Source organism: Vibrio sp. SCSIO 43097, from assembly GCF_023650755.1.
In the GTDB taxonomy this organism is placed as follows: domain Bacteria; phylum Pseudomonadota; class Gammaproteobacteria; order Enterobacterales; family Vibrionaceae; genus Vibrio; species Vibrio alginolyticus.
On sequence record NZ_CP071841.1, the window covers coordinates 668,544 to 683,347 of the forward strand.

General features: G+C 43.0%; 15 protein-coding genes and 1 tRNA gene. 7 read left to right on the forward strand and 9 right to left on the reverse strand.

The window, feature by feature from the left end:
• Positions 1 to 5: 5 nt before the first annotated feature.
• Positions 6 to 464 carry a hypothetical protein gene (locus tag J4N40_RS19375; protein WP_017633653.1) on the forward strand — a complete coding sequence of 153 codons (459 nt, stop codon included), beginning with the start codon at positions 6 to 8 and terminating at the stop codon, positions 462 to 464.
• A gap of 86 nt (positions 465 to 550) precedes the next feature.
• Positions 551 to 874, forward strand: a complete 324-nt coding sequence (locus tag J4N40_RS19380) for a hypothetical protein (RefSeq protein WP_005373158.1) — start codon at positions 551 to 553, stop codon at positions 872 to 874.
• Positions 875 to 999: 125 nt separating this feature from the next.
• Here the strand turns inward: J4N40_RS19380 and J4N40_RS19385 are convergent, their stop codons facing one another.
• From J4N40_RS19385 to J4N40_RS19395, 3 genes are all read right to left on the reverse strand, one after another.
• A complete protein-coding gene (locus J4N40_RS19385) occupies positions 1,000 to 1,680 on the reverse strand; it encodes a DedA family protein (protein ID WP_250654667.1) in 681 nt (226 codons plus the stop codon).
• A 50-nt stretch (positions 1,681 to 1,730) separates the two neighbouring features.
• Positions 1,731 to 2,111 (reverse strand): hypothetical protein, encoded by a 381-nt coding sequence (locus tag J4N40_RS19390; RefSeq protein WP_250654668.1) that lies wholly within the window; start codon positions 2,109 to 2,111, stop codon positions 1,731 to 1,733.
• 144 nt (positions 2,112 to 2,255) lie between these two features.
• Complete coding sequence (locus tag J4N40_RS19395; protein WP_138940147.1) at positions 2,256 to 2,774, reverse strand: DUF4136 domain-containing protein; 519 nt, start codon at positions 2,772 to 2,774, stop codon at positions 2,256 to 2,258.
• Between the two features lie 371 nt (positions 2,775 to 3,145).
• On the opposite strand from J4N40_RS19395, the gene J4N40_RS19400 reads away from it, so the two are divergent.
• A tRNA-Gly gene (locus J4N40_RS19400) sits at positions 3,146 to 3,220 on the forward strand.
• A gap of 16 nt (positions 3,221 to 3,236) precedes the next feature.
• Here the strand turns inward: J4N40_RS19400 and J4N40_RS19405 are convergent.
• Both J4N40_RS19405 and J4N40_RS19410 read right to left on the reverse strand, forming a co-directional pair.
• Positions 3,237 to 4,094 (reverse strand): sterol desaturase family protein, encoded by an 858-nt coding sequence (locus tag J4N40_RS19405; RefSeq protein WP_182015899.1) that lies wholly within the window; start codon positions 4,092 to 4,094, stop codon positions 3,237 to 3,239.
• Positions 4,095 to 4,101: 7 nt separating this feature from the next.
• Positions 4,102 to 5,112: a DUF2804 domain-containing protein gene (locus J4N40_RS19410; protein ID WP_053307607.1), complete on the reverse strand. Its 1,011-nt coding sequence runs from the start codon at positions 5,110 to 5,112 to the stop codon at positions 4,102 to 4,104.
• Between the two features lie 305 nt (positions 5,113 to 5,417).
• On the opposite strand from J4N40_RS19410, the gene gdhA reads away from it, so the two are divergent.
• Positions 5,418 to 6,770: an NADP-specific glutamate dehydrogenase gene (gene gdhA / locus J4N40_RS19415; protein WP_017633658.1), complete on the forward strand. Its 1,353-nt coding sequence runs from the start codon at positions 5,418 to 5,420 to the stop codon at positions 6,768 to 6,770.
• A 76-nt stretch (positions 6,771 to 6,846) separates the two neighbouring features.
• Here the strand turns inward: gdhA and J4N40_RS19420 are convergent, their stop codons facing one another.
• The 3 genes from J4N40_RS19420 to J4N40_RS19430 form a co-directional block, all read right to left on the reverse strand.
• On the reverse strand, positions 6,847 to 7,314 hold the full coding sequence (locus tag J4N40_RS19420; RefSeq protein WP_005373176.1) for an OsmC family protein: 468 nt from the start codon (positions 7,312 to 7,314) through the stop codon (positions 6,847 to 6,849).
• A gap of 99 nt (positions 7,315 to 7,413) precedes the next feature.
• Positions 7,414 to 9,771, reverse strand: a complete 2,358-nt coding sequence (locus J4N40_RS19425; protein ID WP_250654669.1) for an ATP-binding protein — start codon at positions 9,769 to 9,771, stop codon at positions 7,414 to 7,416.
• Positions 9,764 to 10,732, reverse strand: coding sequence for a cytochrome-c peroxidase (locus J4N40_RS19430; protein WP_318123497.1), 969 nt, complete (start codon positions 10,730 to 10,732; stop codon positions 9,764 to 9,766). The genes J4N40_RS19425 and J4N40_RS19430 overlap by 8 nt, the downstream gene beginning before the upstream one ends.
• A gap of 498 nt (positions 10,733 to 11,230) precedes the next feature.
• On the opposite strand from J4N40_RS19430, the gene J4N40_RS19435 reads away from it, so the two are divergent.
• Positions 11,231 to 12,607: an NfeD family protein gene (locus J4N40_RS19435; RefSeq protein ID WP_053307604.1), complete on the forward strand. Its 1,377-nt coding sequence runs from the start codon at positions 11,231 to 11,233 to the stop codon at positions 12,605 to 12,607.
• A gap of 10 nt (positions 12,608 to 12,617) precedes the next feature.
• Positions 12,618 to 13,400: a slipin family protein gene (locus tag J4N40_RS19440; protein ID WP_005373196.1), complete on the forward strand. Its 783-nt coding sequence runs from the start codon at positions 12,618 to 12,620 to the stop codon at positions 13,398 to 13,400.
• A gap of 41 nt (positions 13,401 to 13,441) precedes the next feature.
• On the opposite strand, the gene J4N40_RS19445 is transcribed toward J4N40_RS19440, so the two are convergent.
• Positions 13,442 to 13,876, reverse strand: a complete 435-nt coding sequence (locus J4N40_RS19445) for a globin (RefSeq protein WP_017633662.1) — start codon at positions 13,874 to 13,876, stop codon at positions 13,442 to 13,444.
• A gap of 243 nt (positions 13,877 to 14,119) precedes the next feature.
• On the opposite strand from J4N40_RS19445, the gene J4N40_RS19450 reads away from it, so the two are divergent.
• The gene (locus J4N40_RS19450) at positions 14,120 to 14,776 is read left to right on the forward strand and encodes an NAD(P)H-dependent oxidoreductase (protein WP_017633663.1); all 657 of its coding nucleotides are present in this window, start codon (positions 14,120 to 14,122) and stop codon (positions 14,774 to 14,776) included.
• Positions 14,777 to 14,804: the final 28 nt, after the last annotated feature.

The window sequence follows — 14,804 nt, forward strand, 5'->3', positions numbered from 1 at the left end:
TATTGATGCTTTCTTTGTCCCTGCTCTCAGGGCTCATCACAGCTTCATATGCGCATGAGTGGCACCACACCAAACATTACACTTCCGAGCGTTTACTTAAACTCTCACAACAAGACGATTTTGAGCTAGCACACACTGATTTTCATGCCTCAGCTTCTCTGAGTTCTTGGGGATCAGAAAGTTACTACCTACATATAAAGCGCGAGTTGTTCGGGCTTGTCTCCTGTCGCCGAACATCAGCTACTGATGGCGTTTTATCATCAGATTTTACTCCTGATTATTTTTTACTTATTGCTTTCTCTTCTCCACCACTACTGGAGTTGGCAAAACAAGCATCTCGCTTACCTCTAGACAGTTATGGCGGACTCATGAGTCAACGCTCTCTTTATCGCCTCTCAGGAAGAAAGGAAGCGAACTTAATGTACGTCTTTACTCATGGTCGCAACGCCTTCTCTGTTGTTTAACTTTTTATGACATACAGAGAACACGAAAATGTAACCATAAGAGCCAATATGCTCATTGTTACTAGAACCAATTTGAGGTCCATATAATGACAAGAATCGCTACAACCATCGCACTAGCATTACTATTCGCAGCAGGCTCAACCTTAGCAAACACAGAAACTAAGCCAGAAGAAATGAGTAACGACACTTTGTTAGAGTGTGCCAACGTTTCTAACGCACGTATTGCAGTTCCGGAACACAGAGCGATGTTCAGACACTACTTAATGTCTGAGAGAGACTACAGCTTTGACCAGCTATCGTCTGCCGAACTTGAATTTAAAGCAGCAGATAAGAATGAGTCTGAAGTAGAGAACATCTACAAGTCTCAGTGCAAAGAAGTTGGCGAATACTTATATAGCATTGGCTATTAAATTCGAAACCCTAACGACACTCAAAAAGAAAGGCGCAATGTATGCGCCTTTCTTTTTACTGATAAAAACCTGTCGATTAGATGTCTAATCTGCATACAAGCTTAAAAGTGCAAATCAAAGTAAACTTACTGGGAAAACTCTGACACATCCTTGGATTTACAGAACGCTCGACGTGCTTTAATAAACAAGAAACTAAGCATCCCAATCACAAGAGTAATTATTGGTGCCGCCATTAATAGCATTGTGATTGCTTTGCTCATATTTTCTGGTAGCAAAGGAAGTAATGAACCAAAACCGCATAATATCAGCGTCCATAAAATCGCACTCAACCACGCAAAGTAATGGAATTTACTAATACGTTTCACTCGCAACCCCATCATTAATGGCAATAGGGAGCGAACAACCGGAATAAACCGCGCACAAAAAAGCGCAATCAATCCATGTTTACTGAGTAATACGTCGACTTGTTCCAAACGCTTTTGAGGAACCGCGCTCACCCAACCTTGGACCTTAGGTAAGCGATTTAGCCACTTGCCTTGTAAATAAGCCGCCCAACTTCCCAATCCCGCACTAACAGCTATCACCAACATGATCATAATTGGGTCAAGGACGCCAACCGCCGCCAGCGTACCGGATAATACGACGACACTGTCGCATGGGAAAGGTGCAGCAGGAATAAAACCACTTTCCAAAAAAATAATCACAGCAACAACAAAATAAACTAAACCTGCACTGCCTGGCGCCATTAACGCCGTGAAATCTTGATGCCAAAAGGCACTCAAGACCTGAATTATCGAATCAAACATAAACCGCTCCTAAGCATAATTAACCAAAAGTTGCAAAAACATGGAGTGTGTTAGCGAGCATGTATAAAGCGGTATATGAAATTCGATTCTTTTCTCACTCCGATTCTGTATTTAAAGTGAGTAAAAATACTTTCAATACAACAACCTAAAGCCTCATTGCCGATGCGTTTTAGCCGCTTCATCGAGTAAATTGCCGAACGATGCGCCCACCATGCTACATCAAGCATTTCAAACCATTCGGGTTCTACATCGTCGTTCGAGCTCATTTCCTTAGCATGGCTAACCCTCAATACATTCTGGCTGTTTAAACTCGGATAGTCTTGTTGTATTGGAGAGATAGGATGTTCTGAAAAGTGCTTCGACTTAGCGTCAACAGCAATATTCTGGTTATGAAAGGAAAGAAAATTTGGGTGTGAGTGCGCCAGGCTCATGCTCGGAGCCAACAAGCAGAAAAGTAGTCCGAGTAAAGCAATCAGGGTCGTACGCACAAAGGTAACCAAAACCAAAATAATAAGTTCTTTTAACCCTGTGCGTAACTATTGGCAATTAGTATTCTTAATCGTTAAGAATACTAATTATTTTTCACCGTAAGGGTAGCTTTCAAACATCTTCGCGATTTCTTCTTGGATGAGAGATTCTCTTTTCTCAGAGCTCAATGACTCAGACAGTTTACGACTTGAAACGCCTTTCCAAACGACTTGATTAGCCTTTGCATCAACCAGTTCAACCACCAACTTCCCATACTTACGTTCTTTATATCTTTCTGGGCTTGAAGTGATCACACCAAAGCTATTCCAGCCATAGCCAAAGCTCACCGACGATCCTGAAGAAACAAGCTCGGATTCTTCTACGATATCATGATGTACGTAAAGGTCACCGCCACTATTTACCTTAATTAAACCCTTACTCTCAAGCTGTTCAGCAAGCCCTTGCTCAATACGTCGACCATCAATACTGGTAGGAGCTTCCGCCTGAGCACCGAAGTCAAACGTTCTGTAAGCTGAAAAGTCGGCTTGTTTATCCACATCGGTTGTAACGGTAGTACAAGCAGATACCAGCATCACCACCAGCCCTAATATCAAACCTCTCATCATGTTAAATCTCCTTTGGTTAAGCTGACTGTTTCAGCAGAATTACCCTGTGTTATACATACGCATCAACAGTAAAAAGTAATCATTTCAATATCTAGTCTTGACCATGAAACGTGACTGTTCAATAAACGAGATTAACCTTTACACAGAAAATCTTGAATATCATCAACATCTAAACACCTAAGAATTCGGTGTTTACGACCTAATTGGAAGCCTCTAGGCTTAGTAACGAAATCGCGAGTGCCACAAAAAACCAGAGACAATGAACACTTTAACATCAGTCCGCTACTTTTTTAGGCAACTGACAAACATTTGATGAGAAAAGACTTTTCTTTTTCGTCCAGTGTGGCATATTAACCGAGTCCTATCGATGCGCGGGCATCGTATAATGGCTATTACCTCAGCCTTCCAAGCTGATGATGCGGGTTCGATTCCCGCTGCCCGCTCCAATCTCTTTATCTCAATTTACTCATAAAAATCCGATGGCGGAGCGAACAAACGGCGGCAGCGTTGTTTCCATGATAAGTTTGGTCGAGTTACGTCATAAAACATGTCTTTCCATTCTGCAAACGTCACGCGGATGGGATTAAAGCTGTTTACAGGTTTAGAAACCCCATACCGAACCGTTTCCACCTCTGGTTCAAACGTTCCGAACATTCGATCCCAAATAATTAATACACCCGCATAATTTTTGTCGATGTACTGACGGTTCACACCATGATGAACGCGATGATGAGACGGCGTGTTAAATACCCACTCTAGTGGCCCGAGCGAACGAACTGATTGGGTGTGAACAAAAAACTGTAAGCCCAGATTAAACAACACAACGAAGACAACCCATTTTGGCTCAAAACCAATAATCACCAAGGGCAACCAAAAAATCCACATCCCCGCTAGCGGATACATTAAACTTTGACGAAAGGCGGTACTGAAGTTCATTCTTTCCGAACTGTGATGAACAACGTGCGCGGCCCACATCCAACGAATACGATGGCTAGCCCGATGAAACCAGTAATAGAAAAAATCTTGCAGGACAACAAGTAAAAGAAAAGCTGAGACGCTCATTTCGATATCAAACAAACGCCAATCAAACCACCACAAATACAACTGAGCAATCAGTAAACCCGTGAGTATGTCTGTCGCTTGGTGTAAGCCCGCAAGAACAAAATTACACGCTACTTCAGGGAAGTAATACGTCGCGCTTTCAGGCAAGCGTCCCCTTCTTTGTCCGAACCAATATTCGGCAAGCATGCAGAAAAAGAAAACTGGAGCCAGAATCATCAGAAGTAATTCTGGGCGGTCCATCAACTGCGTCCAATCCATTGTGTTTCTACCATTTTGCATAGTGATCTTCAGTAAGACCCATAACTTCTTCTAACTGATGTTTGATGCCATTTCCATCGATAAGATAGCCAGAGAAATAACCGATGTACTGACGAAAGTTACTTTTGAGAAGCCAAAAATTTTTCTTCTCTGAGCGTCGATTCAAAGGCGTGAACTGTAAGTTAACTCGTTTATCTTCCGACGTAATATGCCACTTTTGCCCTTCATCACTTCGTGAAAACTGAAACTGCACAGGTTGCAAAAAGTGACGCTGACCATTAATCCACAATACATTTTCGCAATAGCCAGTTTCATTAACGCCAGCTGCCAAGTTCAACCCCAGACGCCTGTCATCCTCAAAGCAATTGATACTTGCCCAGCGCCAACTTGTTTCTCGTCGCATGTACCCAGCGGAAAAATCGTAACCAGCAGCCACCTCTGATAGATCTTGCTCTTTTCCTAATATGAACAAGTTACCGTCTACTGCTAACGCATTGTGCTTCTGAGTATATGTCCAACCCGCATAACCTGTTGGCGTACACAACATTAATGGCAAACTCATATTTTCTGGACGTAAATAGAGATCCGCATTGACTGACTCTGTCACAAAGTGGACGTGCCAAATACCATCCTTAATAGAAAACTGAACTCTTTTGTTAGCAAGATGGGCAAGACTGCACCAACTGGAAGGCTGAGTTTGATAACCTATATTAAAAGGTTTCAACCATTGTTGCTCAATCAACTTATTCTTTTTAATATCAAACAGGTAGCAAAAGCCGGATGCTAAATACCGTATATCCGCAATCGCTACTCCAATGACGTAATCAGGTGTGACCAAATTGACGAACTGAAACTGCTTATAATCGCGGTAACGGCGCCACTTAGACACTGGCTTATCCATCTCATCGAGGTAAGTAAATTTATCTAGCTGTAACGATGTTGGAATTCCATCAAGGTGGCCAAACGCTGGTAGACCATTCTGCTGAATAAACGAGTTCAGAACCTTAAGCTCATCCATATAGTTGTCTTTTCACAAGTTATCACACACAAAAACTTTAACATGACGTTAACATAAACAATTTGCGTAACTGCACAACAACATCGACTAAAGTGATTTCTGCTTGTTATATGTGAAACTGATCACTCAACCACCCGCTTACTTAGCTCACCCTACCTATCTCAACCAACACTGCCCGGGTTATAAGCTGCACATTCTCATCCGCAGGAAATACCACTACAACCATTGAATCTTGGTCAAAATCACTATTTAATGGAAATACATTCATATAAACTGATTGCTTATTCACATCAAGGAAGAAATCTATGTCATACATACACGATACTATTGTTGCGTTGCAACACAGTAGCCCTGCGCAAAAAGAATTTTACCAAGCGGTAGAAGAAGTATTAACTTCTCTCGCGCCGGTAATAGAAGGCAATAATAAATATAAGGAACAAGCGATTATCCAGAGGATCGTCGAGCCAGAACGTCAAATCATGTTTCGAGTTCCTTGGGTTGATGATGCTGGAAATGTACAAGTAAACAAAGGTTATCGAGTTGAATTCAACTCTGCTTTGGGGCCGTACAAAGGAGGATTGAGATTCCATCACTCAGTCAATGCGAGCATCATAAAATTTCTCGGCTTTGAGCAAATCTTTAAAAACGCACTGACTGGCCTTCCTATCGGTGGCGGCAAAGGCGGTTCAAACTTCGATCCTAAAGGAAAATCCGACGGCGAGATCATGCGATTTTGCCAATCATTTATGAACGAGTTGTACCGTCATATCGGTCCTGCCACCGATGTTCCCGCAGGCGATATCGGCGTCGGGGCGCGCGAAATTGGCTATATGTTTGGTCAATACAAACGATTGACGGGGCGCTACGAAGGTGTGCTTACAGGCAAGAGTCTTCTTTGGGGTGGATCACTCGCCAGAAAAGAAGCGACAGGATATGGCGCCGTCTATTTTGCAGAATGCATGCTCAACGACCGCAACGATTCATTGAAAGGGAAAACTTGCCTCGTTTCTGGTGCTGGCAACGTGGCTATCTACGCCATTGAAAAACTGTACCATATGGGAGCAACGCCGGTTACATGCAGCGACTCTCGAGGTACGATCTATCATGAGCACGGTATTGATCTTAAGCTCCTAAAACAACTGAAAGAAGTGAAAAGAGCAAGCTTAGAAGAATATTTAGAAACTTACCCTGAAGCAGAATACACACCAGAGGGCGACTATCCTAATGAAGGACATGCTGTTTGGCGATATCAGGCTGATGCTGCCTTCCCTTGTGCGACTCAAAATGAATTAACGTCAGACGACGCACTGGCTCTTATCGAAAACGGATGTATTTTGATTAGTGAAGGGGCGAACATGCCAACCACCCGTGATGCTGCCAATATTATCGTGGACTCGGACATAGCTTATGGGCCTGCCAAAGCAGCCAATGCAGGCGGCGTTGCAACCAGTCAACTTGAAATGGCGCAAAACGCCAGCATGCAAAACTGGACGTTTGAACAAGTGGATAGTCAGTTGCAAACCATCATGAAAAATATTTTCATCAATGCAAACGAAACCAGTAAAGAGTTTGGCCAACCTGGAAATTTAGTTTTAGGCGCCAACATTGCAGGCTTTAGAAAAGTCGCTGATGCAATGATTGAGCAAGGTGTCGTCTAGATGAACGAGCCAGCAGGATGACTGCTGGCTTAATATAACTCCGCAATAGGCCGCGCTTTTTGATAAAGAGCTCCACTTAATTCGCAATAAGCGTTGTCACTTCTGTTTTAACGGAGTTGGCGATAAAGCAATTCTCATGGGCCATGTGGTGCAGTTTTTCTAATTGAGATGGTGTCGGTTGTTTTTCACCTGAGAATGTTATCTTAGGGTTTAACGTTACCTTTGATACCCACTCTTTTCCGTTTTCGCCTTTTTCAAGCTCCCCTACCGCTTCATCTAAGTAACTGTCCACAACGTAACGCCGCTTTGCTGCAATAGACAAGAAAACGAGCATATGACAACTAGAAAGTGCCGCGACAAACGCTTCTTCTGGATCAACATTTTCTTCTACGGATAGTGGTAATGGTACTACGTGGGGAGATGGAGATGCTGGGACTTGCAACCCTCCATCAAATTGCCAAATGTGTGCCCTACTATACTTATTATCACTAAACTCTTCGCCAGCTTTACGATGCCATTTGATTAAAGCGGAATGCTTACTCATTCTAACTCCCTGATTTTCCGACGACGAATCAACACTATCCGTCCTTGCCACAGTAAACCACAACAAAATGAGTTAAGGAAAGCATCGCACTCACAGGGACTATAAAATCTGTTGAGGATCGGCATTGTTCTTCTGGATATCATCCAAAAGTCTATGAGACTGATGGATGTTGACCTGTAACCGATTGATCAGCATCTGCAACTGCTCAATCTCGGGACTTTGGTTGGCTTTAAGTTGAGTTTCCAGGGCCTCCGTTTGGCTCGCCAAAATAGGTAAACTTAGGTTCAGTGCCATCCCTTTCGTTTTGTGCAACGTCAGCTCTAATGAAGCAAAGTCTTCAGCCATAAAGTATTCAATAAGTTCATCAACAGAAGTCTCAAAATCGACAATAATGCTTTTTAGCAACTCGTCGAGCGCTTCTGGCTCATCTCGTAAAGAAGTAAACATGCCTGAACGGGAGAGTTCTTCCTCTGTTAACCTTAAGTTCTCGATTGGCTTACGTTGCAATTGAAGCACATTGCTGTCACTCGTTAGTGGCGGATTCTGTTTCGGTTCGAGTCTGGCGGCAAACTGTTTGAGAGCGTCTGAAAAGCTCTCATGCTGTAGCGGTTTCGTAAGCACATGGTCTGCTCCTGCTTCGATAAAGCTATCGTGAGCTTCACGAAATACGTCTGCCGTGTACGCAAAGAGTAATGTCTTGATACCTAACTCTTGTCGGATAACGCGTGTCGCCTCAACGCCATTCATCTCGGGCATATGGTTGTCCATCAAGATCAGGTCGTACTCGTTCTCTTTCGCCTTTTTAACCGCGATTAATCCATTTTCTGCAACTTCCACTTCATGCCCAAGCTTTTCGCAAAACCCTTTTGCCACAATGGCATTCACACGGTTATCATCAGCAAGTAGTATCTTTAAATGGTGTGATTTTGCGCGAGGTTTCGGTGCTTCTTGCTGCTTTTTCGGAGCAGATTCTACCCAAGGAATCGGCAACTCAACGATAAATTGACTTCCAACGCCTTCTATACTCTTCAGAGTAATATGGCCACCCATCAAATCGGTTAGTTTTTTGACGATGGCTAACCCAAGCCCTGTTCCGCCGAACCTTCGAGTCGTTGATGAGTCTGCTTGCTCAAACGAGTTAAAAATATGCTCGTGCTTGTCTGGCGCAATACCAATACCGGTGTCGCTCACGCGCATGACCAACAACTGATTCGATTCATCTAACTCAGTTCTAACCAGCACATGCCCTTCATTGGTAAACTTCACCGCGTTACCGGCGAGATTAAACAAGATCTGTCGTAAACGCGCACAATCTCCAGTAAATTCAGTATATTCAGAAACCTCGTTTTCCAAGATTAACTCGATATTTTTTTCATCAACAAGTGGTTTTATTGCGCTACACACCGGAGAAAGCACTTGATCGAGCTTAAACTTAGCTTGCTCAAATTCCAGTTTGTTTTCTTCAACTTTAGAAAAATCCAAAATATCGTTGAGGATCGTCATCAGATGCTGGCCAGAATCAAGAATAACCCTAATGTGCTCTTTCGTCGTCGGCTCTTTGGTCTCTTCTGCAATCATTTGAGAAAGCCCTAGTACACCATTCATCGGCGTTCTTAGTTCGTGACTCATTGCAGCAAGAAAATTTGATTTTGCTTTTGCCGCTCGCTCGGCTTTGTTTCTCGCCTCTTCAATTTCAAGATTCAACTGTTTTAAGCTATGCATTCGGTGATGTGACTGATAAACAAACGCGCTAACTAGAAACATCACCGCGATAAATACAAACAACCACGTAAAACGCGCCTCACTTTGAGCAATATTGAGTAACCGATGCTCTGAGCTTTCGACAAACTCAATATAAGTGTGATCAAGCAGTTCATTCGTCAGCAATTCAATTCTTTTATCACTCGTTTGAAGCCGTTTAAGGAAGTTCGCTTCCTTTTCACTCTCAACTTCAGTTTGTGTTAGAAGCAACTGGTTGAGAAATTCAAAATAACGACTGCCACCCAAAGATTGACCGCTCTCGGTAGAAACATCTTGCTGATATAAATTGAACAACATGAGTAATGCATACCGATTTTCTACCTGAACACCAATTAACATATCAAGCTTCAACGTTGTTTGAAGCACTCGCTCCTTAAACTGTTCAAGCGTATCCCTAACTTTTATACGATTGGGTGTCACGGGAAACCAAACTGATGCCTTTGATGATTCCAACAGTGCCTGTACTGCGATTTCTATCTCTACTAAAGATGTTGTTAACTCATAGTTTTTCCTATCTTCAACGGCATATCGGTTCACGATAACATCACGCTCTTCAATCAACTCATGTCCGATATTCATTAGCCCAGCATGAAATTCTTGAGCGTTTTTTGAATTCATATACGACATATACGCCAGTGTGCAGCACGTCAGTATCCCAATAAAAAAGCAAAAGTTGATCAGTTTGAATTTATTCATTTTCCAACACCTCTAAAATTATGGGTCTAGGTGCTGTCAACGACTGCAAGAATGCTTCAATGTCCGCGACATTCTCATCGTTCATCGTTATACCGAGCTGGGTTTTAGCCATGATTTGTATCGCGTCGGATAACTTATCGACTTGCCCATTATGAAAATAAGGACTCGTTAGCGCGACATTGCGTAAACTGGCTACTCTAAAATAGAATCGCTCTTCATCTTCTATCGTAACGAGTTGCCTGCCCGAGTCCTCTACTACTGGCTTATCCTTGAAATAGGCGAACCTTTGGATCATCGCTCCGCCGATATTTTTGCCCTGATGACACTGCACACAACCTGAAGTCTGAAATGTTTTCCAACCTCTGATTTGCTGTTCACTCAGTACATGCGTGTAACCCAATAAGTAAGCATCGAATGGTGCGCCAGGCGTCTGCAGCCCTTCAACAAACTCCACAATAGCGGACTTGATATTATGAACGTTAATCGGCAATTCACCGTCACGATTAAATAGAGCTTGATAATGTTCACTCTCTTTTACATATTGCTCTATTGTTTGCCAGTTTGAATCCATTTCCATTGGATTATGGATTGGACCATCAATCTGAGCCATCAAGGTGTTTTCCATACCATCCCATAAAAAACGATAATTTAACGCTGCATTAAACACTGTTATAGAATTTCTAATTCCATCACCTTTCACCCCCGTAGAGACAGGTGTATTTTCAGCGCCATTGGTTTGCAGATTGTGGCATGTCGCGCAGCTGACATTACCATTTGACGATAATTGAGGATCGCGGAAGAGATGCCAGCCAATTCTCGCTAGCTTAATATCCACATTAGGATCACCCTGTATGGGCTGAACTAGGGAGATATCACCTAACATCTTCGCGTTTCTTGCGGTTGTTGTTTGGCTCAAAATGAGTGTTACAACAGCTAGTGCGATTGCGCTGAATTGCCTCATCAACTACATACCTTAAACTTATCATTGATATGAACTTAGTTGCATTTTGGCGTTTTTTCCACCGACAGGAAGTTGAAAAAACGAGTTAAGTATTGCTTTGTTTAAGGCTTTGGTTGAAGAGGGAGTAATAAGGCGAATAGGAAGAAACCTATCGCCTTATGAGTAGCTAACGTATTGAAATCTGAGTTTAGTGTAGAAAAGCCAAAAACCGTTGAAACCAAGTCACCTCTCCATACGAGATCAGATCGAAAATAGTAAAGAATACGGCACAGATAACGGCCAACTTAATCAAACGCTGAACAATAAACATAAACATCACAATTACCAATAATTTGCTTTAGTTTACTATCTCACACAGCGTTTATATATAAAAATGTAGTCTCCTAATTAGCCTCGGGAACTTATTCATTAGAACCTATACTCAAGCATCTCTAAGTTATTTGGATATACTTGAATTAGGATTTCAAAAAGTCCCTGTGACCACACAAGGAGGACTGCATGAAACGACTATGGATATGGTTCTTACCTTTACTCTTGATTGCCAGTCAAGCACTGGCGAATACCGTTTGGATTGTTCCTGTCAAAGGCGCTATAGGGCCTGCTACTAGCGACTATTTATCTCGTGAAATAGAAGAAGCTCAACTAAACGGTGTCAGTTTAGTGATCTTAGAGATGGACACACCAGGCGGCTTAGATAGCGCAATGCGAGATATTATTCACGCGATTACCACCTCCTCGACTCCCATTGCAACTTGGGTCGGCCCATCTGGTTCTAGAGCTGCCAGTGCAGGAACATACATCTTGCTCGCTAGTCACGTAGCCGCCATGGCTGAAGCGACAAACCTCGGAGCTGCAACGCCCGTCGCGTTAGGTGGTACGCCTCAACCTCCTTCATCGGATGATGGCAAAGATCAAAACGCGGAAGAAACGCCAGAAGGAACCAACGAAGGTTCAGAGAAAGTTCCCGCGAAAACCGCAATGGAGAAAAAGGTGATTAATGATGCTAGAGCCTATATTAAAGGCTTAGCAAAGCTTCATGGCCGAAATGCAGAGTGGGCAGAGAAAGCAGTGAGCGAAGCAGCGAGTTTGGACGCCACAGAGGCATTGGAATTAAACGTTATTGATTATATAGCCAACTCACCAGAGGATTTAGTCAAAGCCATTGATGGACAAACTGTTAAAGTTAACAATCGTGATGTGACATTGTCACTGGAAAATCCCGTATGGATTGAAAGAACACCCGACTGGCGAGCAGAAATGCTAGCCGTTATAACCAATCCAAACGTTGCCTACATTCTAATGCTCATCGGCATCTACGGTTTACTTCTTGAATTTTACAACCCAGGAATTGGCTTACCCGGTGTGCTAGGTGGGATTTGTCTGCTTCTTGCCATGTACGCACTACAAATGATGCCCGTCAACTACGCAGGTCTTGGTCTGCTGTTACTCGGTATTGCACTAATGATAGCGGAAGCATTCAGCCCGAGCTTTGGTATTTTGGGCTTAGGCGGCGTTGTCGCCTTTGTACTCGGTTCGATATTTCTCATGGACAGTGAGTTACCAGGATTCCAGATCGCCCTTCCTTTGATTTTTGGTATTGCCATATTTTCCGTGGCTCTAATCGTGCTGACCGTCGGCCTGCTGCTCAAAATTCGTCGCCGGCGTGTAACGACGGGTTTAGAGACTTACCCTGGGAAGGTCGCCGTGGTAAGCGATGACTTTATCGATGGCGAAGGACGCGTTCAACTCAACGGTGCGTTATGGCGAGCTAAAGCCAAAGACCATCAACAATTCAAACAAGGTGATCACGTCACCATTGTTAATGTTAAAGGGCTGACCTTAACTGTGATGCCTGATGACCGCCAAAATAAATAGGAGGCGCTTTATGATGCTCTATACCGTTGCGGTGATCGTGGTGCTGCTGTTCGCACTAGCGACCCAAATGTTCAAGGTTTTGAGAGAATACGAACGTGGGGTTGTGTTCTTTCTTGGTCGATTTCAAGAAGTCAAAGGACCTGGTTTGATCATCCTTATCCCATTTATTCAGCAAATGGTGAGGGTTGATTTACGTACTGTCGTTTTGGATGTGCCGACACAAGATTTAATTACCAAAGATAACGTTTCTGTGCGCGTCAACGCGGTCGTTTATTTTCGCGTAGTCGATCCTCAAATGGCGATTAACAATATTGAAAGCTACAGCGATGCCACCAGTCAGTTAGCACAAACCACGCTGCGCTCGGTATTGGGTCAGCATGAACTCGATGAATTGCTATCAGAGCGAGAACGCCTCAATAAGGATTTACAATCCATTCTCGATCAACAGACTGATGACTGGGGAATCAAGATTGCTACGGTTGAAGTCAAACATGTTGATTTAAATGACAGCATGGTCAGAGCCCTAGCCCGTCAGGCAGAAGCAGAACGTAACCGTAGGGCGAAGATCATTCACGCTACTGGTGAGTTAGAGGCTTCAAATAAATTAAAAGAAGCAGCGCAAATGCTCAACGAAGCACCGAATGCACTGCAATTACGTTACATGCAGACACTCACTGAAATCACTACAGACAAAACATCCACTATTATTTTTCCAATGCCGATCAATCTTGTCGAAGCTGTCAGTGATATCGCCGAAGCGGTGAAAAAGAATAAAGAGACACAAGATAAGTAAGATTCTGCCCCTAGGAAGTAACGACCACTCACGTTACTTCCTTATTTGGTACTCGCTTTAAGGATGTGCCCATCTTCTTTATCACATTCTTGTTTCATTACTTCTAAGCCCGTTTTAAAGCATGTTCGCCAAGCGGTTTCAACATCGGCATCGTACCCAGAATCACACTGCCGAACCGTTTCTAACAAACTCTCAAGCCAAACATCAAAATCCTGCGGCTCTATACCAATATCTGCACTTGCATGCTTTTTCCCATACTTTTCCACCATTTTGTGCGCTTCGGTCGAGGTATCTGCCATCATAAAAAACACGATAGACCCTCTAAGCATTCTCACTTGTTGGTGCATGTCTATACCGTCAAACTTCTGTCTAAAGTTGGCGCTTTTCGACCATAAATTTTTGTAGAACAAGTCGAAAAACTCCTGATCTGAAGTACAACGTTCATAGCTATCATTAAAAACTTCAATCACGTTCATGTTGCTTTCCCCTACGCCTCAATATGAGTTTAATTTAATATCAAATAAAAGCTTCCAAATAAGGACTTTTAAGTTTCAAATCGATCAACTCACATCGATTTTCAACAAAAAGTAAAAAGTGATTTAAATAAACACCCTCTTATCAATGAAAAAATATCCATTATCATGAACCCATATTCGAGGTACGCATGGTTTTCGATGCTAGTGCATCCTCATCTGTCATCACATAAAGAGGATATAAACGTGTCCCATCAAATCATTACCGATCTAAATAACCGTTACACTGCAAAAAAATATGATGAAACCAAGCGCGTTTCTCAAGAAGACATGGCGATAATCAAAGAAGCACTGCGTTTGTCGGCGTCTTCTATCAACTCACAACCATGGAAATTCATCGTTATTGAAAGTGATGAAGCGAAGCAACGTTTCCACAATACGTTTGCAAATATGCACCAGTTTAACCAACCACACGCGAAAGCCGCATCACATACGATTCTGTTTGCTTACGATCCTAAATTTACTAAAGAGAAATTTGCGAAACGTGTGGATGCAGAAGTAACATCTGGCCACTTGCCAGCGGAGATGTACAACAACTTTATGGGTGCTTACGCTTTTGCCGATGCAAATACGGACGAAAATGGCTTCAACGGAAACTGGACAAAAGCACAAGTCTATTTGGCACTAGGCAACCTACTACACACATTGGCACGACTAGGCATTGATTCAACACCGATGGAAGGTGTCGATCCGGCTCTGATTGGAGAAGAGTTTAAAGAAGAGCTCGAGGGCCATATTTGTGAAGTTGCGCTGGCGATTGGCTACCATAAAGATGGGGAAGATTACAATCATGGTCTTCCAAAAGCACGCCTTGCAATGGATGAGGTAATTACGACTCTATAGTCGACCATTGTCTTAGCTTAGCGACTTA

Coding starts and splice junctions, on each gene's coding strand:
- J4N40_RS19440 (WP_005373196.1), top strand. CDS start 12,618: ATGATGCTCTATACCGTTGCGGTGATCGTGGTGCTGCTGTTCGCACTA.
- J4N40_RS19430 (WP_318123497.1), bottom strand. CDS start 10,732: ATGAGGCAATTCAGCGCAATCGCACTAGCTGTTGTAACACTCATTTTG.
- J4N40_RS19385 (WP_250654667.1), bottom strand. CDS start 1,680: ATGTTTGATTCGATAATTCAGGTCTTGAGTGCCTTTTGGCATCAAGAT.
- J4N40_RS19390 (WP_250654668.1), bottom strand. CDS start 2,111: ATGAGCCTGGCGCACTCACACCCAAATTTTCTTTCCTTTCATAACCAG.
- J4N40_RS19420 (WP_005373176.1), bottom strand. CDS start 7,314: ATGAGTAAGCATTCCGCTTTAATCAAATGGCATCGTAAAGCTGGCGAA.
- J4N40_RS19375 (WP_017633653.1), top strand. CDS start 6: ATGCTTTCTTTGTCCCTGCTCTCAGGGCTCATCACAGCTTCATATGCG.
- J4N40_RS19410 (WP_053307607.1), bottom strand. CDS start 5,112: ATGGATGAGCTTAAGGTTCTGAACTCGTTTATTCAGCAGAATGGTCTA.
- gdhA (WP_017633658.1), top strand. CDS start 5,418: ATGTCATACATACACGATACTATTGTTGCGTTGCAACACAGTAGCCCT.
- J4N40_RS19425 (WP_250654669.1), bottom strand. CDS start 9,771: ATGAATAAATTCAAACTGATCAACTTTTGCTTTTTTATTGGGATACTG.
- J4N40_RS19405 (WP_182015899.1), bottom strand. CDS start 4,094: ATGGATTGGACGCAGTTGATGGACCGCCCAGAATTACTTCTGATGATT.
- J4N40_RS19395 (WP_138940147.1), bottom strand. CDS start 2,774: ATGATGAGAGGTTTGATATTAGGGCTGGTGGTGATGCTGGTATCTGCT.
- J4N40_RS19445 (WP_017633662.1), bottom strand. CDS start 13,876: ATGAACGTGATTGAAGTTTTTAATGATAGCTATGAACGTTGTACTTCA.
- J4N40_RS19435 (WP_053307604.1), top strand. CDS start 11,231: ATGAAACGACTATGGATATGGTTCTTACCTTTACTCTTGATTGCCAGT.
- J4N40_RS19380 (WP_005373158.1), top strand. CDS start 551: ATGACAAGAATCGCTACAACCATCGCACTAGCATTACTATTCGCAGCA.